Source organism: Micromonospora sp. ATLC20, from assembly GCF_057196585.1.
The window spans coordinates 1-23,630 of record NZ_JBXUOV010000088.1; the positions used below are offsets into that span (position 1 = coordinate 1).

Consider the following 23,630-nt stretch of genomic DNA (forward strand, 5'->3'; position numbering starts at 1 on the left):
GATCACGGCCCGGCACCTCGCCGTCGCGGCCGGCCGGCGGCTCGCCCGGCGGGCCTCGCCCGCGCCCGCCGGGATGACCGCACTGCTCACCCGGCTGGGCCCGACATTCGTCAAGGGCGGCCAGATCCTCGGTACGCGTCGCGATCTGCTGCCCGGACCGTGGTGCGACCAGCTCGCCCGCCTCAACGACCGGGTCCCGGCCATGTCCGCCCGGGAGGCGCGCGCGGTGCTGGACGCGGCCTACCCGGACGGCACGCCGTTCGCGCGGATCGGCAGCGAGCCGGTGGCCAGCGGCAGCATCGCCTCGGTCTACCGGGCCTGGCTGCACGACGGGACGCCGGTGGCCGTCAAGGTGCGGCGCGGCGGCATCGGCCCGCAGATGCGCCGCGACCTCGACCTGCTCAGTGCCGGCGCGGGGCTGCTGGAACGCCTGCCCGGCCTGCGCAAGGTGCCGATGCGCCGCATGCTGGGCCACGTCTCCACCGCCGTGCTGCGGCAGCTCGACTTCGCGCAGGAGGCCACGGCGCTGCTACAGCTGCGGCAGAACCTCGCCGACGTCGCGGCGTTCCGGATCCCGGCGCCCCGGCCGGCGCTCTGCCGCGACGGCGTCCTGGTGATGGAGTGGATCCCGGACCTGCGGCAGTTCAAGCCCGGCGACCTCAACCGCGAGCAGCGCCGCCAGATCGTCCGGCGTGTGCTGCACGGCGTGTACCGGATGCTGTTCGTCGACGGGCTCGTGCACTGCGACATGCACCCCGGCAACCTCTACCTGCGGGTCGAGGAGGTGGTGCTGCTCGACGCGGGGTTCGTGGTCCGGCTCGAACCGCACGTACGGCGGCTGTTCGCCGAGTTCTTCCTGTCCATGTCCATGGGTCGCGGCCAGCAGGCCGCCGAGGTCATCCTGCGCAGCGCCGAGCACGTACCGCCGGGATGTGACGTGCAGGCGTTCCAGGCCGGCGTCCGGGATCTCGTGGTGCGCAACCACCGCCGCACCGCCGGGCAGTTCCGGCTCGCGCCGTTCGCCGCGGAGCTGTTCAACCTGCAGCGGCGGTTCGGCATCACGGCGGCGCCGGAGTTCGTCTTCCCGCTCATGTCGCTGCTCGTCCTCGAAGGGATGATCAACGACTTCGACGTGGACGTGGACTTCCAGGCCGAGGCCATCCCCACCCTGCTCGCGGTCCTGCGATGAGGACCGCGCTCGACATCCGCACGCCCCGGGAACGCGAGGTCGCGCCGCCCGGCGACGCGCGGGCGTACCGGTGGACGATCGTCGGCCCCGAGCGGCACCCGCTCGCCCCGGCGCTGCGGGCGGCGAGCCGCGACGACGCACCGGAGGCGGTCGCCGTGCTGCTCGGCCGCACCTTCCACCAGGTCGACAACGGTCGCCTGCTGCGGGCGATCCGGGCGGCCGTGGCACGCGGCAGCCGGCTCGCGGTCGTGCACCTGGGCGCGGGCGGCGGCAGCCTGGTGCGCGCCGCGGCGGTCGAGCATCCCGGCCTGTCCTGCGTGGTGGCGGAGCTGACCGATGGCCCCGCACCGGCCGCGGTGCGCGCCGCCACCGGCCTGGTCACCGCCGCCTCCCCGGTCGCCGGCGAGGTGCGGGTGGACCGGGACGGCCGGCTCCGCACCACCGACTGGCAACCGGCTGCCCTGCCCTCGGCGGCCGGCCCCGCCGGTCCCGCCGGAGCCGTGCTGGTCACCGGCGGCCTCGGCGGGCTCGGCCTGCGGGTCGCCGCCGTCCTGGCCTGCCGGCACGGCCTGCACCCGATCCTGGCCGACACGGCCACGCCCGACCGGCTCGGCACCGCGGGCCGCCGGCACCTCGACCGCATGGCGGGGACCACGGGGGTGACAGTGCTCCGGGTCGACGTCACCGACGGCGTCGCCCTGCGCCGGGCACTCGCGGACACCGGACACCTGCGGCTGGCCGGCGTCGTGCACTGCGCCGGGCTGCTGCGCGGCGGCCCGGTCACGGCCGGCACGGCGGCCGGGCTGAGCACCGTCCAGGCGGCGAAGGTGGACGGCCTGCGGCACGCGCTGGACGCGGTGGACCGCCATGCCCTACGCCGGGTGCTCGTCTTCGGCTCGATCACGGCCGAGCGGCCGCACCGCAGCCTCGGCGCGTACGCGCTCGCAAACGAGCTGCTGCGGCGCTGCGCCGGACGCCTCGCGGCCGACCTGCCGGCGGCGGTGACGCTGGTGGCGGAGTGGTCGATCTGGAGCGGCGCCGGCATGGCGCACGGAACGCCCGGCGCGGTGGCCGCGGCCCGGCGGCTCAACCTTCCGCCGGTGCCGCTCGGGCCGGGAATGGCCGCGGTGGACGCGTTGTGGCGCCTGACGGCTGAGCCCGGCCGGGCTCAGCGGCTGCTCATCTCCGGGTGCTGAGCCGGGGCGGGCGGCGGCTCGACGCTCCGCCGTGGCCGCAGGACGAGCATGGCGACTGCCACGAACACCACGACGGCGTTGACGAGGAGCAGCACGGCACTCAGCGGGTCGATCCCGTGCTCGTGCAGCGGGGCGGCCGCCTCGCCGCCCTGATCCGGTGCCCGGACCGGCCGCACACCGGTGCCGACGCTGAACCACAGCGTGCCGCTCTTCTCACTACCGTCGGCGAGCACCACGTGGTAGGCGACGACGACATCACCGCGCTCGGCGCTGCGTACCGCCTGCACCAGGGACCGGTCCCCGCTCGGCCGCGGCTCGCCGACGGCCAGCGACCGTCCGGCGGCGTCCCGCACGGCCACGTGCGAGTCGGCAGCCACCGGCCGCCCGGTGAAGACCAGCTCGACCGCCGACGGCGCCGACGTGAGGACGGCGCCGTCGGCGGGGACGCTGCTCGCCGCGCCGGAGCCGGCCCACGCGGCCCCGGTCCAGCCGAACAGCACCGCGAGGCCCACGACGACGGCGGACGCCCACCCGGCGCGGGTCACACACCACCCCGCGACACCGCCAGCGCCGGCGCCACCCGGCGGCCGGCGCAGGTGCACACCATGGCCTGCTCCTCGGCGACGGAGGGCCGCAGGTGCCGGTACATGGCGACGACCATCGGGATGAAGACGACGGAGTTGTAGAACAGGTGCAGCTCGACGCGCGGATAGACCACCTGGAGCAGGCTCGTGGGCGCCGCGCTGCCGAACAGGAAGTGCCCGGTCTGCGCCTGGATCAGCAGCAGCAGGTGCTCGATGTGATGCCAGAACTGGAGGGCCAGGGCGATCGTCCACCAGGTGCGCGACTGCCCGGCGAACCCCGGGCGCAGCAGGAACAGACCGACGAGCATGAGCAGCGCGTACCCGTAGTGCATGACCTCGGACGTGACCAGCCAGGGGTAGAACTCACCGAGGACACCCCGCGCCTGCGGACGGGGCCAGCCGAGCACCCAGATCTGGTACGCCTGAACCAGATGCTCCGCCCAGTGGGCGAGCACGACCACCATGAAGCCCGACAGTGCCACGCGGTGATGACGACCGTTGAGCGCGCCGATGAACCCGTTCGACATGCGGTATCCCCCTCGCCGGCGATCACGGAAAGTACACGCATCGACGCTAGACGTCATGGGGTGAGCCCTCTTCTCCCAGATTGCTCATCCGCCGGGGGTCACCGCCGGGTGGCGAGGGCGAGAAACCGGTGCGGCGGGTCGTCGTAGCCGGTGAGGTGCCATCCGGTGCGGTGCGCGGCGAGGCGCAGGGACGTCTCGGCGAGAGGGTCACCGGGATGTGTGCCGCAACCGGCGAGATCGGTGCGCCCGGAGGGATGGAAGATGACGAGCCGGCCGCCGGGGCGGGTGACGCGGGCGAGTTCGCGCAGCCCGGCGTCGGTGTCGGGCAGGTGCGGGAGCAGGCCGGCGGCGAAGACGACGTCGACGGCGCGGCCGGGCAGGGGGAGACGGCGGACGTCGGCCAGGGCGAGCGCGGCGTCGGCGGCGTGGGCGCGGGAGCGCGCGACGTCGATCATGGCGGGGGTCAGGTCGACGCCGAGAACGGTGCCGGCGGGTCCGACGGCGTCGCGCAGGGCCGGTAGCGCGCGGCCGGTTCCGCAGCCGACGTCGATGGCGTTCGCTCCGGTGGGGATGGCGGCCTCGGTGACGGCGGCGGCGTACGCGGTGAGGTCGTCGCCGGACTCGGTGTCCCAGGTGGCGGCGCGGGCGGCGAAGAAGGCCTGCGTCTCCGTGCGGTACCAGGCGTCGGTGTGGGTGAACCAGGCGCCGATGTGCCGGATCACCGGCCACGCGGGGTCGGCCAGGTCGACCACGATGTCGGCGGCGTCGCTCCGGTGGCGGCGTCCGCGTTCGGGGGAGGCGCCGCGCACCCGGATCGTCAGGTGCCAGTGGCCGGTGGGCAGCCGGCCCCGCCAGGCGGGGCCGGCGGCGATGACGACGGAACCGGGGGTGAGTCCGCCCCGGAGGTCGGCGGGGCCGGCGCAGATCGCCCGGCTGAGTCGTATGCGCGGCCGGCCCGCGTCGCGCAGGGCGGCGGCCAGACGGTCGGCCAGCACCGTCGCGTCGCGCTCGTCGCCGTCGACGAGGACGTAGGCGGAGCCGGCCGGGATCGCGGAAGTGACGTGGCCGAGCACAGTGGACCACCGGTCGCGCTGCGGGTCGGTCATCGGCGTGCACCACCGGGCCGCGGACTGCTGCGCACTCATGGACATCTATGATGCAGGTTCGGTCATCCCCCGGCCAGAGGCACCGCTGTCGCGAGGTTCTCACCGGTCCGGCGTCGCAACCGGCGCGCACGGCGGCCGGGCCGCGGTGCCGGTCAGTGTTGCAGGGCCTCGCCGAGCGCGGCCAGGAACGCCCCGGCCTGCGCACCGTTGACGAGCCGGTGGTCGTACGCCAGGCCCAGGTCCGCCACGGTCCGCTCGCGTACCGCGCCGTCGCCGTCGAGCACGACCTCGCGGTGCACGTCGGGCACCGACAGGGCGCAGGTGACGCCGGTCGGGATGATCGGCCGGGCCACCGTGACACCGGGTGTGTCGTTGAGCGCCACCAGGAAGTTCATGCCGGCCATGTCCTCCTCGCGGAGCCGGCCGCGCAGCGCCTTCATCCGCAGCGCGACCACGGCGTCGGCGAGGTCGCCGAGGTCCAGTCCGGCCGCGTCGCGGATCACCGGCAGGAACAGTCCGGTGCCGACGTCCACGGTGAGCCCGATCGACGGCGCCTCCGCGTCGACCACCAGCCCGTCGCCGGTGAGCCGGGCGTAGAGGCCGCCGAACCGCTCGTGCAGCGCGGCCACGGCGGCGATGACGACCTCGGTCAGGCCGACCGTGGCGCCGGTCTCGTCGGCGGCGCGGCGGGCGTACGCGAGCGCCGCCGTCACGTCCACGCGGACGGCGGTGAAGGCCACCGGGATCTCCCGGTGCGAGGTGGACACCACGTCGGCGATGCGGCGCTGCGCCGGTGGCAGCGGCCGTCCCGGCGGCGTCACCCGGGCAGGCACGGCTGGCGGCTCCACCGACGCCGGCTCCACCGGGGCGGGCACGGCCGACTCGGGCAGGATCCGGCCGATGGGCGTGCCCGGGGCGCAGTCGGCGCCGGCGGCCACGTCCTGGCGCAGCACGCCGGCCTGCGTCGCGGCGAGTTCCTCGATCGCCTTGGACGTCTCGACCGCCGCGACCGGCTCACCGGCCTCGACAGTGGCGCCGTCCGCGACCAGCCATTCCAGCAGCACGTAGCTGTCGTCGTTGGGGTTGAGCCGGGGTACGTCCACCGGGACGCCCGGAGACACGCCGGCCGGAGCCGCCGGGCCGGCGTCAGTCCGTCCACCCCGGTCGCCGGCCGCCGTTATCGGGGCGGGCAGGTGCATGATCCGGTCCAGGATCGCGTCGGTGCCGAGCAGCACCGCCTGTTCCAGGTGCGGCGCGGACGGGATGACCCGGTCGGCGGAGCTGACCAGCTCGACCGGGCCGCGCAGCAGCGGCCACGCCTCGGCGTGCAGGCGGGCCGCGACCTCGCTCCCCCACGTGCCGCCCGCGGTGCTCTCCTCGGCGACGATCACGCCGTGCGCGCCGTCGAGCAGGTCGCGCAGGCCGTCCACGTCCACCGGGTAGAGCCGCGCCGGGACCAGCACCTCGACCGTACGTCCCCGCTCGGCGGCCCGCGTGGCGGCGGCGATCGCCCGGTCGGCGACCCCGCCCGGCGCGATGACGAGCGTCGGCGCGCCGGTGGCGTCCGGATCGTGGACGCGGGCCCAGTTGCCGTCCGCGCCGCGCGGTTCGAAGGCGAGGCGGTCGTCGACGCGGCCGTCCACATACCGTCGCCGGGTGTAGAGGATCTTGTCCTCGAAGAGCATCGCCGGTTCGTCGCGGCGCAGCGCGGCGGCCAGCACGTCGGCCGCGTCGTGCAGCGGGGACAGCTCGTACAGCGCGAGGTGCGGGATGCCGATGAAGTGCTTCTGCGGGCTCTGGCTGTGCGTCGCGCCGTAGCCGCGCCCGCCGCCGACCGGGCAGCGGATCACCACCCGCATCGGGGTGCGCTCGCCGTACATGGCGACCGACTTGGTGATCAGGTTGAGGATCGGGTCGAAGGCGAGACCGGCGAAGTCCCCGAACATGATCTCGACGATCACTGTGTCGCCGCACAGCGCCAGGCCGCCCGCGACGCCGGTGATGCCGTTCTCGCTCAGCGGCGTCGACAGCACCCGGTCCGGATAGGCGGTGGAGAGTCCCTGGGTCACCTTGAACGCCCCGCCGTACGGGTCGGCCACGTCCTCCCCCAGCAGCCAGGCCCGCTCGTCGGCGGCGAACAGCGCGTGCAGGGCCCGGTTGAGGTTACGGCTGACCCGTTCCGCGCGCGTCACTCCGCCGCTCCGCGCGCGAGCGGCCGGGCCAGCACCTCGGCCGAGACCTCCGCGACCCGCTGCCGGGCCCGCGCGTCGGCGGCCGCGAACCGCTCCGGGTACGCCTCGGCGTACCGCTGGAGCCAGTCGAGGCGGCGCAGCCGGTCGAGTTCGTCGGCGGACCGGGTGTCGTCGCCCTTGCTGTGCGGGCCGAGCCGGACCGTGTGCTGCACCAGCACGTGCGGCGCCCGGGTGGCGCGGACCCGCTCGACGTGCGGCGCGGCGGCGGCGCGCACCTCGGTCAGGTCGAGCGAGTCGGACTCGCTGACGGTGATGCCGAAGCCGGCGGCCCGGCCGGCGATGGTGCCGGCGAGCTGCGCGGAGGTCGGGGTGGACTGGGCGATCCGGTTGTGCTCGACCACGACGAGCAGCGGCACCCGCCACAGCGCGGCCATGTTCAGCGCCTCGTAGACGGCGCCCTCGCCCCAGGTGCCGTCACCGATGTACGCCACCACGATCGCGTCCTGCCCGGTGCGGTTGAGGTGCAGTCCCACGCCGACCGCGGCGGGCAGGCTCTCCCCCTGCACCCCGGTGGACAGGAACCGGTCCCGGCGCAGGTGCTGGCTGCCGCCGTACCCGTGGCACACCCCGCCGTCGCGGCCGAGCAGTTCCGCCAGCAGCCCCTCCGGGTCGCCGCAGTGCGCCAGGTAGTGCCCGTGGCCGCGGTGGTTGCTGAACACGAAGTCGCCGGTCAGCAGCGGGGCCAGCGCGACCGGGACGTACTCCTGACCGAGGCAGGTGTGCGTGGTGCCGGCGAGGTGACCGTCGGCGTACAGGCGCAGCAGGTGCTCCTCGAAGCGGCGGATGAGCAGCCCGGCGTCGAGGTCGGCGTCGTCGAGCGGGGCCGGCGCGGCGCTCACTCCGGCACGCCCCGCTGGGCGAGCAGCGCGCGCAGGTCGGCCACCGACCGCACGGTCCGGATCTCCCGGGGCGTCAGCGAGATCCGGTACGCGTCCTCGACGGCCGCGACGATCTGGAGGTGCCGCAGGCTCACCCACGCGGCGGTGGTCGCGGGGCCGGTCTGCGCGTCGACCTGGTCGACGGGCAGTTCCAGCACGTCGGCGACGAGCCGCACCAGCCGGCTGGACATGCTCATACCTCGATGATCGTACAGGCCCAGTGGGCGCCCCGGCCCAACGAGATCAACGCGACCCGGTCGCCGTCGTGCAGCTCACCGGCGTCGAGCAGACGGCTCAGTCCGAACAACTGATCCGCCGCGCCGAGATGCCCGTACTCGGCCGCCAGTTCCCGGTTGGTCCGCTCCGGCGGCACCTTGTGTGCCTCGGCGAGCGACGTCATGGCGCGTTCGTTGTCGGCGACCAGGATCAGCCGCGCCAGGTCGGCGACGGTGACGCCGGCCCGCTCGCAGGCGCGTTCGGTGACCCGCACCATCCGCTCGTCGAGGTGGCGGGCGTACTGCGCGAACTGCTCGGGGTCGTAGTCGAAGAACTCCATCACGTGCCACACGTCGCGGGCGGCCGGCGGCTCGGCGCCGGGGGCGAACGGCGCCGCCGCGCCACCGCCGTCGAGCCGGTAGAACCCGGCGTAGCGGCCGTCCGTGGCGGCCTCGGTGACCTGCCAGCGCAGCCGGGGATGCCCGCGCCGGGCCACTGTGGCCACCGCGCCGTCGGAGAACACCATCGGCTGGGTGTCCATCCGGTTCCAGTACGCCTCGCAGGTCCGGTTGGCCGCGATCACGAGCGCGGTGGCGTACTCCGGGTGGGTGGCGAACTTCCCGGCGACGGTGTCGAGGCTGAGCACGCCGGTGGTGCACGCCTGGGTGAGCAGCACCGCTTCGGCGCCGGCCGCGCCGAGCCGGTACGCCAGGTCGGCCGCGGCGTCCCAGTAAAGGTGTTCGGTGAGGTCGGTGACGGCGAGCACCAGCAGGTCCACCCGCGCGGCGGGCAGCGTGGCGGCCTCCAGGGCGCGGCGGGCGGCCCGCTCGGCGAGGTCGGTCAGACCCACGTCCGGCGCGGCGCGGTGCACCCGCCGGTAGCCGTAGCCGAGGACGCGGTTGACGTCGTCGGTGTACTGCGCCACCACGTCGGCGACGGGCGCCGGGTCGCCGAGCGCCTCACCGAAGGACACCAGCCCGAAGCTCATGCTCGACCGTCCCGCCGCAGATCCGCCGCTGCTTACCATTCCCCCATGCCCCGAGAGCATCTCACGTCCCTGCCCGGAACCCCTTGGCACGTATGGCGTTCCGCGTTGCTCCGGTCGGCCGGTTTTCCGGCCGACGGGATGAGCCGGTTCGCCGCTCCGGCGCTCGCGGAGGCGGCCGACCGGCACCTGCGCGGGGACGGGGACGCGGCCCAGTTCACTGCGGCGTTCGACGCCGCCGCGGCCGACCTCGGGCAGGCGGTCTACGGCATCGCCTGCGACGACGCCTTCCGCACGGCGCTTACCTGGCAGAACCCGGCGGTCCTGCTCGCCGTCGACGCGATCCGGCGCGACGGCCCGCACGCCCCGCGCAACCTGCGCCGCCGGCACCGGGAGGAGGTCGTCGCGAAGTACTGGCAGCGGTACTGCCTGAAGAACGACACGGTGGGCTTCTTCGGGCCGATCTGCTGGACCGAGCTGGGCGGCAGCGGCCCGATCGCGACGGTGCGTCCCGGCGCGGCGTTGACGCGTACCCGGAAGGTGTTCCTGGAGCGGTGGGGCCTGGACGCGCTCGCGGCGGCCTTCGCCCGCGTGCCCGGCGTGCGGGACTGGCTGCCGGTGCGGCTCGCCCCGCACCTGAGCCTGCGGGACCGCGTGCTGCGGCACCCGCACCATCCACCGCAGACGCTCCCGGTGGCGACGGCGGCGCTGCTCACGCTGGCGCGGCGCGGACCGCGCGTGGCCGACCTGGTCGCTGCGCTGCTCGCGGACCCGGCGAGCGGCTTCCGCCGGGCCGCTGACGTGCACGCGCAGCTCGACGACCTGGCCGGGCGCGGCGTGCTGCGCATCGGCTTCGACCTGCCGGTCGACCTCACCGCCGAGGACGCGTTGCGCGAGCAGCTCGCCGCGATCGGCGACGACACGGTCCGCGAGCGGGTGCTCGGCGACCTGGCCACGGTGAGTGACCTGCGCGACGCGGTGGCCGCCGCCGACGGCCCGGACGCGCTGTCCGTGGCGATGTCCGCGCTGGACCGGCGGTTCGTGGAGCTGACCGGCCGGGACGCGCGGCAGCAGCCCGGCGAGGTGTACGCGGGGCGCACGCTGTGCCATCTGGAGACGGTCCGCGACCTGGACATCCGGTTCGGTGACGCGCTGTTGGAACGCCTCGCGCCGCTGGAACCGCTGCTGCTGTCGGCGCGGTGGCTGACCGCGGCGATCGGTGCGGCGTACGCCGATGCGCTGGCCGCCCTGTACCGCGACCTGGCGGCGGAGTCGGCCACCGGGGAGGTGCCCCTGGCCGACCTGTGGTTCCTGGCGCAGGCGGTGGTGTTCGGGGCGAACCCGCCCGGCGCGGCCGTCACCGCCGAGTTCCTGGACCGGTGGGCGACGGTGCTGGGCCTGGCCGACGCCGACGCGGACGCCCGGGAGCTGCGGTTCGACGCCGCCGCCCTGACCGAGCGGGTCGCCGCCGCGTTCCCCGCCGACGCGCCCGGCTGGGCCGCCGCCCGCATCCACAGCCCGGACGTGCACGTGTGCGCCCCGGACGAGGCGGCGCTGCTGCGCGGGGACTTCACCGTCGTGCTCGGCGAGCTGCACGTGGCCCTGGCGGCGTTCGACACGCACTTCTTCGCGTACGGGCACCCGGACCCGCAGCGGCTGCGCGACGGGATGCGCGCCGACCTACCCGGTGGCCGGGTCCGGCTGCTGCCGCCGGTGGACTGGCCCCGGCACACCGCCCGGATCGCGGAGTGGCTGCACGGGCCCGCCGACGCCCAGCTCGGGTTCGTCGACGCGCCCGGCGCCGACCCGGACCGCCTCGTGCCGATCACCACCTTGACCGTGCGGCCGGACGACGACGGCACGCTGACCGCGCACGCCGACGACGGGCGGCGGTGGCCGCTGCTGGAGGTGTTCGCGCCGCTGTTCGACTACCAGGTGTTCGACACGTGGAAGCTGGCCGGCAACGCCGGGCGCACGCCGCGCGTCACAGTCGACGGCCTGGTGCTGGTCCGCGAGACGTGGCGCACCACTGTGGGCGAGACCGGCCTGCACACGGTCAAGGGCGAGCGGGAACGCTACCTCGCGGTACGGCGCTGGCGGCTCGCGCTCGGCCTGCCCGAGCGGGTCTTCGTGCGGGTCGACACCGAACTCAAACCCAGCTACGTGGACCTGAGCAGCGGCGTCTACACCCGGCTGCTGTGCACGCTGCTGCGCGGCGCGCACGCCAAGGGCGGCGACGGCGTCGGGCTCACCGTCACCGAGCTGCTGCCCGGCCCGGAGGACGCCTGGCTGACCGACGGGGCCGGCCGGGCGTACGCCTCGGAACTGCGGCTACAGATCGTCGACCCGGCGCAGGTGCGGTAGCCACTCGGTGGCGTCCGCCGGCGCGTCGGGGGTCTCGGTGTCGAACCGGCGCAGCCGGCGTACGCCGTAGGCGCCCAGGGCCACCACGGCCAGGGCCAGCCCGGACACCACGAACGCGAACCCGAGTCCCCGGCCGGGACCGGTGCCGATCAGCGCGCCGACGCTGCCGGCCAGCGCGCCGCCGGGGGCGAGCATCGGTTCCAGCAGCGACCCGCTCAGCGGCACCAGCACGGCGAAGCCCAGCGGCAGCGTCGCCCAGGTCAGCGTCTGGATGATCGCCAGCACCCGGCCGTGGAACCGCTGCGGCACCTTCACCTGGATGATCGACAGGTAGATGCCGTTGTGCAGGCCCAGGCCCAGCCCCACGCCGAAGCTGCCGAGCGCCACCAGCAGCAGGCTCGGGCGGACGCCGCTGAGCACCAGGCTGACCGCCACGCCGAACGCGATGGCGATCAGCGCGGGCATCCGGCGCCGGGTCGGGCCGCCCCACACGGCGATGGCGAGTCCGCCGAGGACGGCGCCGAGCGCCTCGGCGAACGCCACGGTGCCGACCTGGCCCATCGTGCCGAACGCGAGCACCATCGGCGGCACCAGCAGCAGGCTCGCCAGGCACAGGTTGTAGAGCGAGAAGAAGCCCAGCATGGCCCGGAAGCCCGGCTCGGCCCACGTCATCCGCGCGCCGCCGATCAGCTCGGCCAGGAACGGCTCCTTGCGCCGCCGGCCGAGCAGGTCGGGGAACCGCACCGCGGCCAGCACACCGATCGCCACCACGTAACTCACGATGTCGATCACCAGGACGCCGGCCAGGCCGATCGCGGCGAGCAGGCCCGCAGCCAGCTGCGGCACCGCGAGCGAGCTGAGCCCGACCGCGAGCTGCGCGATGCCGTTGGCGTGCCCCAGGTAGCGCTTCGGCACCACCTGCGGGATCGCGGCCAGGTAGGTGATGCGTTGGAACACCGACGCCGCGCCGAGCACGCACACGAGCGTGTAGACGGCCGCCAGCCCCAGCCGGTCGGTCCACAGCAGCAGAGCCAGCAGCGCCTCCGCGGTCACCGCCGTCGCGCACGCCGCCAGCAGCACCCGGCGCCTGTCGAACCGGTCCGCGACCGCGCCGGCGACCGGCAGCGTCAGCAGCGCCGGCAGGTACGCGATCACCCCGGACAGGCCGAACCACAGCATCGACCCGGTCTCCAGGTAGACCCAGACCGGCACCGCCCACTGGGTCAGCGCCGACCCGGTCGACGAGATGAGCTGGCTGGCGGTGATCGCCAGGAACCGGCGTACGCCCGGTTGGACGCCGGTCTCGGCGGTGACCGGATCGGTGCTGGTGGCCGCCAGTGCCCAGCCGTCACCGGCGAGCTGTCGCGGCGCGGCGGACGGCTCGGCGAGCCGGGGATGGGTGCGGGTCAGCACCTCGGCGAGCGCCTCGGCCCGCTGCTTGACGAAGTAGTGCCCGGCCTCGTCGAGCACCACGAGCGCTGTCGACTCGCCGAGGAAGCTCCACTCGCGGTACCGCTCCTCGTAGTACTCGGTGAGCACGTCGTGGGTGCCGACGACGGAGATCACCGGTGCGGGCACCCGGACCGGTTCGCCGTCCAGCCACTCGGTGAACCGCTCCTGCGCCTCGGCGGCCTCCCGGCGTACGTGGTGGACGAACCGGTCGACCTGCGCCGGGTCCAGGTCGGCCAGTTCCGCGCCGATCGAGCGCAGGAACGTCTCGTACCGCCGGTCCGCGCCCCGCGAGTCGGCCCAGTCGACGAGCCGGCCGAGCATGTTGTCCGGCCGGGCGGTCGGGAACACGCCCCCGGCGTAGATCGCCTCGATCGGGCGTCCCCGCTCGTGCAGCCGCCGGGCGATGCCGGTCAGCAGCGCGCCGCCGACGCAGTGGCCGTACAGGACCAGCGGGCCGTCCACCCGCTCCTGGATCTCGGCCACGCACCGCTCGACCAGCTCGTCGAAGGGCAGCTCGGTGTCGCGGACGCCGACGTCGTGGCCGGGGACCGCCACGGAGAACAGGGTGTGTCCGGCCGGCAGCGCGTCCGCGAGCGGCTGGTAGATGCTGGCGAGCCCGCCGCCGTACGGCACGCACACGTACGAGCGCACCCGCTGGTCCGCCGGGACCGGCCGGGTCAGCTCGTACAGCAGCGGACGCTGCCGGTCCCCGTCCGCCGGGGCGTCGATCAGCGCGGCCAGCCCCTGCACCGTCGGGTGCGCGAACACGTCCATCACTCCGACGTCGACCTGCCCGTACGCCTCGCGCAGCAGCGCCAGCATCCGGATCGCCAGCAGCGAGTGCCCGCCCAGCTCGAAGAAATCGTCGTCCAGGCCGACCTCGGGCACGCCCAGTACGTCGCACCAGGTGGCGGCCACCGTCTGCTCGACCGGGGTCACCGGGGGTCGGCGCTGCGCGGGGGCGACACCGGACGAGGGTGCGGGCAGCGCGGCGGTGTCGAGTTTGCCGTTGGCGGACAGCGGCAGCGCGTCGAGCGTCACGAACGCCGACGGCACCATGTACTCCGGCAGCCGCCGCTTCAGCGCCGCCCGCAGCTCCGCCGGGTCCGGGGCCTCCCCCGTCAGGTACGCCACGAGGCGCTGCTCGGCGGGCGTGGCGCCGCGCACGACGACGGCGGCGGAGCCGACGCCCGGCTGTTCACGCAGCACCGCGGCGATCTCCCCCAGCTCGATCCGCAGGCCCCGCAGTTTCACCTGGTCGTCGATGCGGCCGAGGAACTCCAGCGTCCCGTCGGTACGCCAGCGGGCCAGGTCGCCGGTGGCGTACAGCCGGCCGCCGGGTTCGCCGAACGGGTCGGGGACGAACGAGGCGGCGGTGAGTCCGGGGCGGTTCAGGTAGCCACGGGCCACCTGCACGCCGCCGAGGTGCAGCTGCCCGGCCACGCCGGCCGGGACCGGGCGCATCGCCTCGTCGAGCACGTACGTGCGGACGTTGCGGATCGGCCCGCCGATCGGCACCCGGGTCACGCCGGCCAGCGCGTCGGGCGTGGCCGCCCAGGCGGTGACGTCGATCGCCGCCTCGGTGGGTCCGTACAGGTTGTGCAGCGCCGCCGACGGGATCGCGGCCACGGCGCGGCGGGCCAGGTCCGCGGGCAGTTCCTCGCCGCTGCACACGATCCGCCGCAGCGACCCGCAGCGGGCCGGGCCGGCCGGGCCGGCGGTGGACAGGAACGCGTCGAGCATCGACGGCACGAAGTGGACGGTGGTGATCCGCTCCCGCTCGATCAGCTCCCGCAGGTACGCCGGGTCGCGGTGCCCGCCCGGCGCGGCGAGCACCAGCCGCGCGCCCACGAGCAGCGGCCAGAACACCTCCCACACCGACACGTCGAATCCGATCGGCGTCTTGTGCAGCACCGCGTCGTCCGGTCCGAGCGCGAAGGCGTCCTGCATCCAGTCGAGCCGGTTGACGATCGCGGCGTGCTCGTTGACCACGCCCTTCGGCCGCCCGGTGGAGCCCGAGGTGTAGATCACGTACGCCGCGTTCCCCGGCCCGGCGGCAGTGCCACCGGCGGTAAGCGGCCGGTCCGGCGCGGTCAGCGGCAGCACGGTGCCCGGGACGGTAAGCCCGTCGGGCAGCTCGTCGGCGAGCAGCACCCCGGCCCCGGCGTCGGCGAGCATGAAGGCCAGCCGCTGCGGCGGGTGGTCCGGGTCCAGCGGCAGGTACGCCGCGCCGGCCCGGTGGATGCCGAGCAGCCCGGCGATCAGGCGGCGGGAGCGGGGCTCGTGGATCGCGACCACCGACTCCGGTCCCACGCCGTGCGCGACCAGGCGCGACGCCACCTGCTCGGCGGCATCGGACAACTGCGCGTACGTCATCCGGGTGTCGCCGTCGACCAGCGCGACCGCGTCGGGCGTGCGCCGGGCCTGGGCGTCGAACAGCTCCGCCAGCGTGGTCCGGCGAACCGGGGCGGCGGTGGCGTTCCAGCCGGTCACGACCGCCGCGTGCTCGGCGTCCGGCATGACCGGCAACGCGCTCACCCGGGTCCGGGGCGCCGCCACCGCGGCGGCGAACAGCAGCAGGTAACGGTCCGCGAACGCCTCCATCGCGGCGCGCTCGAACAGCGCGGTGCGGTACTCCAGCCGCAGCTCGTCCCCGGCGATCTCCAGTGACAGGTCGTCCATGGCTCCGCCGAACGCCTCGCCCCGGCCGGTAGGCAGGTGGTGGAACGTGAGCTGGTAGAGCGGCGGGACGCCCGGGTCGCGTCGTACCGCAAGCTCCTCGACGAGCTTCTGGAACGGCATGTCCTGGTGGTCCCAGGCGTCGAGCACGACCCGGCGGACCCGGCGAACCAGCGTCAGGAACGGTGGATCGCCCGACACGTCGACGCGCAGCACCAGCATGTTCATGAACATGCCGAGCAGCGGTTCCAGCTCGGCCCGGTCGCGGCCGGCCACCGGCATGCCGACCACCACGTCGTCGCTTCCGGACAGCCGGTGCAGCAGCGCCACGTAGGCGGCCAGCTGCACCATGAACGGCGTCGCGGCGGCCTGCTGGGACAGCTCCGGCAGCGCCGCAGTCACATCGCCGGGCAGCGTGCGGCGGACGTCGGCGCCGTCGAACGTGAGCGTCGCCGGGCGCGGCCGGTCGGTGGTCAACGCGTGCACTGCCGGCAGGCCGGTCAGCGCCTCCCGCCAGTGGTCGCGCAGCTCGTCCCACCGGGGGCCGTCGAGGCGGTCGCGCTCCCAGGCCGCGTAGTCGGCGTACTGGATCGGCAGCTCGGGCAGGTCCGGCGCGCGGCCCGCGACGGCGGCGGCGCACAGCTCGGTCAGCTCGGCGCGCAGGTGGAGCAGGGAGGTGCCGTCGAGGACGACGTGGTGCCCGGCGAACAGCAGCCACCAGGTGTGCTGGTCGAGCCGCAGCAGCCGGGCCCGCCACAGCGGGGCCGCGTCCATCGGCAGGTCGAGACCTGCGTACTCGGCGACGATCCGGGCGCGGACGGCGTCCCGCTCCGGCTCGGGCAGCGCGGACAGGTCGGTGACCGGCAGCTCCACCGGGACCGCTTGGTGGATGTCCTGGTAGAGCCGTCCGTCGTGCAGGCGCAGCGTGGTGCGCATGGCCTCGTGCCGGTCGGTGACCGTCCGCAGCGCGGCGAGCGCCTGCTCCGGCCCGGCGCCCGCCGGCAGGGTGACCGCGTCGGTCATGGTGAACAGCGGCTGCCCGGGGCTGAGCTGGGCGGTGAACCAGACCCGTTCCTGGGCGTACGAGGCGGGAACGGTGTAGACGTCGTCCACCGGCGTGACGTCGTGGCGTGACTCGGTCATCCCGGCCGTCCCGGTCGGCGCAGGCGCGGGATGGGCGCCTCGGCCGGTGCGGAGGCGGACGGGGCGGCGCGCAGCGACTCGATCCGGGCGGCCATCGCCGCGACGGTGGGCGCGTCGAACAGCACCCGCATGGACAGCCGGGCGCCCACCGCCTGCCGGATCCGCAGCACCAGTTGCGCGGCCACGAGCGAGGTGCCGCCGAGCCGGAAGAAGTCGTCGTGCGGGCCGACCTCGGCCACGCCCAGCACGTCGCGCCAGATCCGGGCTACGGTGTCCTGCAGGTCGCCGTCGGTGGCGGTCACCGGCGAGGCGGTGGCGGCCGTGGCCGCGGCGAGCCGCCGCTCGTGCCCGGCGACCGCCTCCACCGTGTAGGCGCCGACCGCCACCGAGCCGGTCCGCCCCTCGGCGAGGGCCCGGCACGCCGCGCGTACCGCCGCGTCCGGGGCCAGCCCGTCGTGGTCGGGTACGCCCTCCTCCCGCCACGCGCCCCAGGCCACCGACAGCACCGGCGCCCGCCAGCCGTGCGGGCTGCGCGCGTACGCGTCGAGGAACGCGTTGGCGGCCGTGTCGTCGGCGCGGCCCAGGCCACCGGCGAGCGCGGTGACCGAGGAGCTGAGCAGCACGAAGTCGAGCGGCAGATCGCCGAAGACCGCGCGCAGCGCCAGCGCGCCGGTGACCTTCGGCAGCAGTTCGGCGGTCGCCTCGGCCGGCCGCGACCCGGTGGACAGCCCGGTGTCGGGCAGCCGCGCGGCGTGCACGATGCCGTCGAGCCCGCCGAGGTCGTCCTCGATGTCGGCGCGTACCGCCCGCAGCGCGGCCACGTCTGTCACGTCGGCGCGCACGTGGCGGACCTGCGCCCCGGCCCGTTCCAGCGCCTCGACCAGGTCCGGCCGGGCGGTCCGGCCGACCAGCACCAGCCGGGCGCCCCGGCGGGCCAGTTCGGCGGCGAACGCCCCGCCGATCCGGCCCAGTCCGCCGGTGATCAGGTAGCGCCCGCCGTCGCGCAGTGCCGGCCCGGTACGCCGGCGCGCCGGCGCCGCCGAGAACCCGCGCGTCCAGCGTCGCCCGCCCAGCCGCAGCGCGACCGCCTCGGCCCGCTCGGCACCGAGCAGTTCGTCCGCCAGCGCGTCCCCGCCCGGCTCGGCCGGGTCGGCGTCGACCCAGTGGCAGCGCAGGCCCGGACGTTCCAGCGGCACCGCACGCACCACCCCGGCGACCGTGGCGTGTTCCGGGCGCAGCAGGTCGGCGCCGGTCACGTCGGCCGTCCCGGTGGTCACCACGTCCAGCGTCACGTCGGCGGCCGGCAACGCCTCCAGCAGGGTCAGCAGCGCGAGGTACCCGTGTTCCTGGGCCGCCGCCACGGCGTCGGCGTCCGGGCCGGCCGGGTCGCCGTCGAGCGCCCACGCGTGCACGATCCGGGCGGCCCGGCCGTCGTCGGCGCACTCGTCGAGCAGGCGCTGGTGGTCGGCGACGCCGGCCGGGCGCAGCACGTAGCCGTCCGGGCGGACAGCGAAGGCCGGTCCGGGGCGGACCACCGTGACGTCCGCGCCGCGCTCGCGCAGCCGGGCCGCGAGCGCCGTGCCGCGCTCACCGGCGGCGAACAGCAGCAGCGGGGCGGGCGCCTCGACGGGTGCGGTGTCGGGCATCTGGCGCCAGACCGGCACCTCGACCACGCCGTCGTCGTACCGCTCGTCGGTGGCCGGTTCGGCGGGCGCGACCACCGGTTCCGGGTCGATCCAGTACCGGGCGCGCTGGTACGGGTAGCCGGGCAGCGGCACCCGGCGCGGCGTGCCGGAGGCGGGCAGCCGCACCGGCACCCCGGCCGTCCACAGCCGGCCCGCCGCCTCGTACGCGGTCTGCCTGTCGGTCAGCCGCTCCCCCGGCGCGGGCAGCGTGCGCAGCGGCGCCCGGGCTCCCTGCGGCAGGCTGAGCCGGGCCAGACCGGCGAGCTGCCGGCCGGGGCCGCACTCCAGCAGCAGCCAGTCGTCGGCGGCACCGGTCGCGGCGAGCGCCGCAACGGTGGCCCCGAACCGCACCGGCCGGCACAGCTGGTCGGCCCAGTACGCCGGGTCGGTGATCTGCTCGCCGGTGAACGGCCCGGCGGTCGCGGCCGAGAACACCGGCAGGTCCGGCGCCCGGCGCGGCACCGCCGCCACGAGCGCCGCGAACTCGTCGCGCACCGCCGCCAGCAGCGGCACGTGCATCGCGTACGGCGACCGCAGCGGCGTGCAGCCGATGCCGCGTTCGCGCAGGAGCTCCTCGGCGGCGGCGACCGGTGCCGGCGCGCCGCCCACCACGCAGGTGTGCGGGCCGTTGCTGATCGCTACCGCCACGCCGTCGGGCAGCAGTGGCGTGATCTCGTCGGCGCCGCGCTGCACGGCGAGCATCCGGCCCTCCGGTGCGGCCTGCACGAGACGGCCCCGGGCGGTGGCGAGCCGCAGCGCGTCCGGCAGGTCGAACACCCCGGCCACTGTGGCGGCGACCAGTTCGCCGACGGAGTGGCCGATCATCGCGGCGGGCGTGACGCCCCAGTGCCGCCACAGCGTGGCCAGCGCGTACTCGACGGCGAACAGCGCGGGCTGCGCCACCGCCGGTCCGGCCAGCCGTTCGTCCGCGCCGGGTCCGGCATCGAAGATCATCTCGTTCGCGTCCCAGCCGAGGATCGCGGCGCACTCGTCCACGGCGGCGGCGAACACCGGCTCGGTCGCGGCCAGGTGCGCGCCCATGCCGGGGTGCTGCGCGCCCTGGCCGGGCAGGAGCAGGCCCAGCCGGGGCGGCGTCGCGGCGTCCCCGGCGGCCCGGCGCTTCGGGTCGGTGAGCGCCGTCGCCGCCCGGGCCCGGTCGACGGCGACGACGGCGGCCCGGTGCCGGTAGGCCGGCCGGCCCTCCCGCAGCGTGTACGCCACGTCGCGCAGCTCCACCTCGGGCGCGCCGGTGAGCCGCTCGGCCAGCCGGGCACACGCGGCGGCCAGCGCGTCGGGGGTCGCGGCGGACACCTGGAGCAGCTCGCCGCCGCCGTGATCCGGCTCCGGGGGTACGCGCGGCGGCGCCTCCTGGAGCACCAGGTGCGCGTTGGTGCCGCCGAGGCCGAGGGAGCTGACGCCGGCCCGCAGCGGTCGCTGGTCCTCGGGCTCCCACTTGGTCAGCGTGGACACCACGTAGAACGGGCTCGCCTCGATGTCGATGTCCGGGTGCGGCCGGTCGTGGTTGACGGTGGGCGGGATGAGCCGGTGCCGCATCGACAGCACGGTCTTGATCAGGCCGATCACGCCGCCGGCCGCGCTGAGGTGACCGATGTTGGCCTTCGTGGAGCCGACGCCGCACCAGCCCCGCTCGGCGGTCCGCCGCCCGTACGCCGTGCTCAGCGCCGCCAGCTCGATCGAGTCGCCGAGGACGGTGCCGGTGCCGTGCGCCTCCACGTAGCCGACCGAACGCGGGGCGACGCCGGCCACGGCGAGCGCCTGCGTGACCACCTCCACCTGACCGGTGACGCTCGGCGCGGTGAAGCTCGCCTTGGCCGAACCGTCGTTGTTCACCGCGTTGCCGATGACCAGCGCCCGGATGTCGTCACCGTCGGCGAGCGCGTCGGAGAGCCGCTTGAGCACCACCACGCCGACGCCGCTGCCGTAGACGGTGCCGTCGGCGTCCGCGTCGAACGGGCGGCAGTGCCCGTCGGCGGAGGTGTAGCCCTCGTCGGCGACGTACCCGACGCCGTGCGGCAGTTCCACGCACACGCCGCCGGCGAGCGCCGTGTCGCACTCGCCGCTGCGCAGCGCCTCGGCGGCCAGGTGCACCGCGACGAGCGACGACGAGCAGGCGGTCTGCACCGTCATCGCCGGGCCGCGCAGGCCGAGGCGGAACGCGACCGTGCTGGCCAGGTAGTCCGGCTTGTTGCCGAGCGACACGCGCAGCTCACCGGCGTCCGCGAGCGCCCGCGGGTTCCGCCGGACGTTGAGCCACTGGTACAGGTCGGCGTTGCCGCCCGCGTACACGCCGATCTCGCCGTCGTAGCGGGCCGGGTCGCAGCCCGCGTCGGTGAGCGCGGCGTGCGCGTGTTCCAGGAACAGCCGCTGCTGCGGGTCGGTCAGCTCCGCGTCGCGGGGGCTCAGCCCGAACAGCTCCGCGTCGAACCGGTCCACGCCGTCGAGCACCGCGGCCACCGGCACGTACGCCGGGTCGTCGAGTTGCTCCGCCGGGACGCCCCGGGCAAGGAGCTCCGCGCGGGTGAACCGGGTGAGCGACTCGGCACCGACGACCAGGTTGCGCCAGAACTCGTCCGCCGACGCCGCTCCCGGCACGCGCAGGCTGAGCCCGACGATCGCGATCGGCTCCACTGTCTCGTTCACGCCATGACCTCCGGCTCGGCCGAATCGCTGATGTGCAGGCGCAGTTCGCTCACGTAGCGGCGGCCCGCGCGGTCGGGCAGCCACGCCTGCCCGAGCGCGGGCAGCAGCTCCGACACGGTCACCGCCACGTCGTCGCCGCCGGCCCGCCGGGCGGCGCGCAGCAGCAGGCAGAGCCGGTTGGCGTAGAGCGGGCTGGTCAGGTCCGCGTAGGTGGGCTTCAGTTCGGTGGCCACCCGGACGAAGACCCGCTCCGGCAGGCCCAGCGCGGCCCGCCAGCGGCGTACCGCGAGGTAGCGCCGGGCCTGGTCGACGGCGTCGGCCAGGCCGGTCGCCCCGACAGTGGTGCGCCAGGTCTCCCGGGCCAGCACCAGCCGGTCGACTGTCACCCGGGGGCTGTGCGGGCGGTCGGTCATCAGCTTGAACGCGTCGCCCGCGTGCACCGCGATCAGGTCGGAGAACACCTCGACCAGCGGCCAGCGCGTGCCGTCCGGGCCGGTCGCCACCAGCGCACCGTCCACCTCGGACACGATCGCCGCGTTGGCCGGCACGAGCCGGTCGCGCGGCGCGCCGGGCGCGTCGGCGAACGCGAGCCGGTGGTCGTCCGGGCCGTGCAGGGACGCGGACAGCCGCCCGCCGACGCGGGGGAAGTCGACCGGGTAGAGCGGGCGCAGCCGTCCCGGGCCCAGGTCGGCCACGTACGCGCGCCGCAGCCGGTCCACGTCGGGGTGGCAGTGCGTGAACAGCTCGGCGTTGAACGTGGCGTACGCGGCGTGCAGCTCGCCGAGCACCGCCCCGACCTCACCGGCGGCCAGCGCCTCGGGTGACTCGGCGAACAGTTGCAGGTCGGGGCTGTGCACCCGGCCCGCGCTCCAGCCGGGGCGGGTCGCCGGGAACTCGTCGGCCACCAGGGGCGCCAGCTCGGCCGCGCCGAACTCCACCCGGGCCGTCCCCTCGGGCAGTCCGGCCAGTCCGAGCACCCGCTCCCAACGGGCGGCGAACTCGGCCGCGACCCGGTCCACCGGCCGGTCACCGGGCCCGAACAGCGGCCCCTGCGCGACGAACCACAGGTCGCCGAGCCGGACCGGCCCGTCGCCACTGAGGTCGTGGTACAGGTCGCGCAGCGCGTCGCCGTACGCCGTGGCCAGTTCGGCGGTGAGCCAGCGCGCCGCCCGCAGCGGCAGGTCCAGCGCCGGGGCCAGGGAGTCGAGCAGGCCGCCGCCGACGGTGAGGTCCACGTCGCGTGCGGTCTCCTCGTGGCACAGCGCCCGCCCGGCGTAGTTCTGCCCGGCCCGGCGGCGCGGCGGCAGCCCGGTGAGCGCGGTGAACTCGGCGTCCAGCGCGGACAGCGCGCCGGTGAGCGCGGCCGGGTCACCGGCGGCATCGGCGACCCGGGTCCGGGCGGCGGCCAGCCGGTCCAGCCCGGCCAGCGCCCGCGCGCGGCACTCCGGATCGCCGATCGCCGCGATCCGCTCCCGCAGGTGGTCCTGCGCGGCGAAGCCCTGCGGCAGGTCGAAGTCCCAGCGCAGCAGCCCTCGCTCGACGAGCTGCGCGAGCAGCAGGAACCCCTCCTCGGCGCGGCGTACGCCGGTCTGCCCGTCGCGCACCAGGTCGTCGACGACGTCCCGGGCCGGGCGGGTGCCGTCGCACCGGCACAGCGCGATCGACTCGCTCAACGACACCGGTTCCGGGCGCTGGGCGGGCCGGTGCACGACCCGGCCCTCCAGGTGCGTGTGCGGCGCCCGGACCGGGGCGAGCCACTGCCGGACCTGCGGGTCGGCGGCCAGCCGGTCCGCGTACGCGGCCAGCGCCCAGTGTTCGAGGTGGACCGCACGGTGACGGAGCAGCCCGGGGCCGGGCACCGCGGTGACGCCGGGCGCGCCCGGTGCCACGGTGCCCCAGCACACCGGCCCGAAGAAGCCGATGGTCTCGCACTTGGCGACGTAGCGCTGCCAGTACCCGGCGACGACGTTCTCCCGGCCCCGGCGGCGCACGTTGCGGGGTGCGTCCGGGCCGTCGCGGAGCAGCCCGTCCAGCGCCACCAGCGCCTCCGGGTTCTGCCAGGCGACGGCCTCGCGGAACAGCGGGTCGGCGGCGATCCCGCACAGCGTGGCCGACGACGCCCGGACGGCGGTGGCGTACGCGGTGGTGAACGCCGTCTCGTCCAGCTCGCCGGCCAGGTGCCGGTCGGCGGTGTCGGCGCAGTCCGGCGCGGCGAACCGGTCCAGTCCGTCGGCGGGGAACCCGGCGCTGCGCAGCAGCACGTCCCGCCACACCGACCAGCCGGTGTCGCCGAGGGGGACGAGGTACGTCACCGCGGCTCCTCCTCCACCACCGGGCGGCGCTGGACCCGCTGGCGGCGCAGCGCGCCCCGGCGCGCGGCCCGTTCCACCGCCTCGTCCTCGGCGTCCTCGCCGGACGACGACGCACCGAGGCTGTCCAGGTGCGCGGCGAGCGCGCGGACGGTCGGGTGGTGGAACAGGTCCACGACCCGCAGGTTCGTGCCGAGCAGCCGGTTGAGCTGCCGTTGCACGACGGCGACCGCGAGCGAGCCGCCGCCGACGTCGAAGAAGCTGTCCGTGGCGGCCACCTCCGGTACGCCGAGCACGTCGCACCAGACTGCGGCGATCCGCCGCTCGGTGGCGGTGGCCGGGCGGGCGGCGGGCGCGCCGGCGCGACCCGCGGCCCGGGTGACGCGGGCGGCCCGGGGCACGTC

Annotated in this window: 14 protein-coding genes; 3 read left to right on the forward strand and 11 right to left on the reverse strand. The window is 75.7% G+C overall.

Annotated features, from left to right (window positions below; all coding sequences use genetic code 11):
* Together AC2CHG_RS18830 and AC2CHG_RS18835 are read left to right on the forward strand one after the other, a co-directional pair.
* A partial coding sequence (locus AC2CHG_RS18830) for an ABC1 kinase family protein (protein WP_484525245.1) occupies window positions 1–1,189 on the forward strand: 1,189 nt, incomplete at its 5' end.
* Window positions 1,186–2,385: a KR domain-containing protein gene (locus AC2CHG_RS18835; RefSeq protein ID WP_484525246.1), complete on the forward strand. Its 1,200-nt coding sequence runs from the start codon at window positions 1,186–1,188 to the stop codon at window positions 2,383–2,385. The genes AC2CHG_RS18830 and AC2CHG_RS18835, both read left to right, overlap by 4 nt.
* Here AC2CHG_RS18835 and AC2CHG_RS18840 read toward each other — a convergent pair.
* The 7 genes from AC2CHG_RS18840 to AC2CHG_RS18870 form a co-directional block, all read right to left on the reverse strand.
* Window positions 2,358–2,930, reverse strand: coding sequence for a copper resistance CopC family protein (locus AC2CHG_RS18840; RefSeq protein ID WP_484525247.1), 573 nt, complete (start codon window positions 2,928–2,930; stop codon window positions 2,358–2,360). The genes AC2CHG_RS18835 and AC2CHG_RS18840 overlap by 28 nt on opposite strands.
* The gene (locus tag AC2CHG_RS18845; protein WP_484525248.1) at window positions 2,927–3,496 is read right to left on the reverse strand and encodes a hypothetical protein; all 570 of its coding nucleotides are present in this window, start codon (window positions 3,494–3,496) and stop codon (window positions 2,927–2,929) included. Before AC2CHG_RS18845 ends, AC2CHG_RS18840 begins: the two co-directional genes overlap by 4 nt.
* Before the next feature lie 98 nt (window positions 3,497–3,594).
* Window positions 3,595–4,641: a class I SAM-dependent methyltransferase gene (locus AC2CHG_RS18850; protein ID WP_484525249.1), complete on the reverse strand. Its 1,047-nt coding sequence runs from the start codon at window positions 4,639–4,641 to the stop codon at window positions 3,595–3,597.
* 113 nt (window positions 4,642–4,754) lie between these two features.
* Window positions 4,755–6,794 (reverse strand): 2-oxo acid dehydrogenase subunit E2, encoded by a 2,040-nt coding sequence (locus AC2CHG_RS18855; RefSeq protein ID WP_484525250.1) that lies wholly within the window; start codon window positions 6,792–6,794, stop codon window positions 4,755–4,757.
* Window positions 6,791–7,693, reverse strand: a complete 903-nt coding sequence (locus tag AC2CHG_RS18860; protein ID WP_484525251.1) for a thiamine pyrophosphate-dependent dehydrogenase E1 component subunit alpha — start codon at window positions 7,691–7,693, stop codon at window positions 6,791–6,793. Before AC2CHG_RS18860 ends, AC2CHG_RS18855 begins: the two co-directional genes overlap by 4 nt.
* Complete coding sequence (locus AC2CHG_RS18865; RefSeq protein WP_018786864.1) at window positions 7,690–7,929, reverse strand: acyl carrier protein; 240 nt, start codon at window positions 7,927–7,929, stop codon at window positions 7,690–7,692. The genes AC2CHG_RS18860 and AC2CHG_RS18865 overlap by 4 nt, the downstream gene beginning before the upstream one ends.
* The gene (locus tag AC2CHG_RS18870; RefSeq protein WP_484525252.1) at window positions 7,926–8,936 is read right to left on the reverse strand and encodes a 3-oxoacyl-ACP synthase III family protein; all 1,011 of its coding nucleotides are present in this window, start codon (window positions 8,934–8,936) and stop codon (window positions 7,926–7,928) included. The genes AC2CHG_RS18865 and AC2CHG_RS18870 overlap by 4 nt, the downstream gene beginning before the upstream one ends.
* 45 nt (window positions 8,937–8,981) lie before the next feature.
* Between AC2CHG_RS18870 and AC2CHG_RS18875 the strand changes: the two genes are divergently transcribed.
* Complete coding sequence (locus tag AC2CHG_RS18875) at window positions 8,982–11,297, forward strand: lantibiotic dehydratase (RefSeq protein ID WP_484525253.1); 2,316 nt, start codon at window positions 8,982–8,984, stop codon at window positions 11,295–11,297.
* Here the strand turns inward: AC2CHG_RS18875 and AC2CHG_RS18880 are convergent.
* The 4 genes from AC2CHG_RS18880 to AC2CHG_RS18895 form a co-directional block, all read right to left on the reverse strand.
* Window positions 11,265–16,571, reverse strand: coding sequence for a non-ribosomal peptide synthetase/MFS transporter (locus tag AC2CHG_RS18880; RefSeq protein ID WP_484525254.1), 5,307 nt, complete (start codon window positions 16,569–16,571; stop codon window positions 11,265–11,267). The genes AC2CHG_RS18875 and AC2CHG_RS18880 overlap by 33 nt on opposite strands.
* Window positions 16,568–20,917 (reverse strand): type I polyketide synthase, encoded by a 4,350-nt coding sequence (locus AC2CHG_RS18885; protein ID WP_484525255.1) that lies wholly within the window; start codon window positions 20,915–20,917, stop codon window positions 16,568–16,570. Before AC2CHG_RS18885 ends, AC2CHG_RS18880 begins: the two co-directional genes overlap by 4 nt.
* Window positions 20,914–23,229 carry a lantibiotic dehydratase gene (locus AC2CHG_RS18890; protein WP_484525256.1) on the reverse strand — a complete coding sequence of 772 codons (2,316 nt, stop codon included), beginning with the start codon at window positions 23,227–23,229 and terminating at the stop codon, window positions 20,914–20,916. The genes AC2CHG_RS18885 and AC2CHG_RS18890 overlap by 4 nt, the downstream gene beginning before the upstream one ends.
* Window positions 23,226–23,630: phosphopantetheine-binding protein (locus tag AC2CHG_RS18895; RefSeq protein WP_484525257.1), on the reverse strand; the 405-nt coding region annotated here is incomplete at its 5' end. The genes AC2CHG_RS18890 and AC2CHG_RS18895, both read right to left, overlap by 4 nt.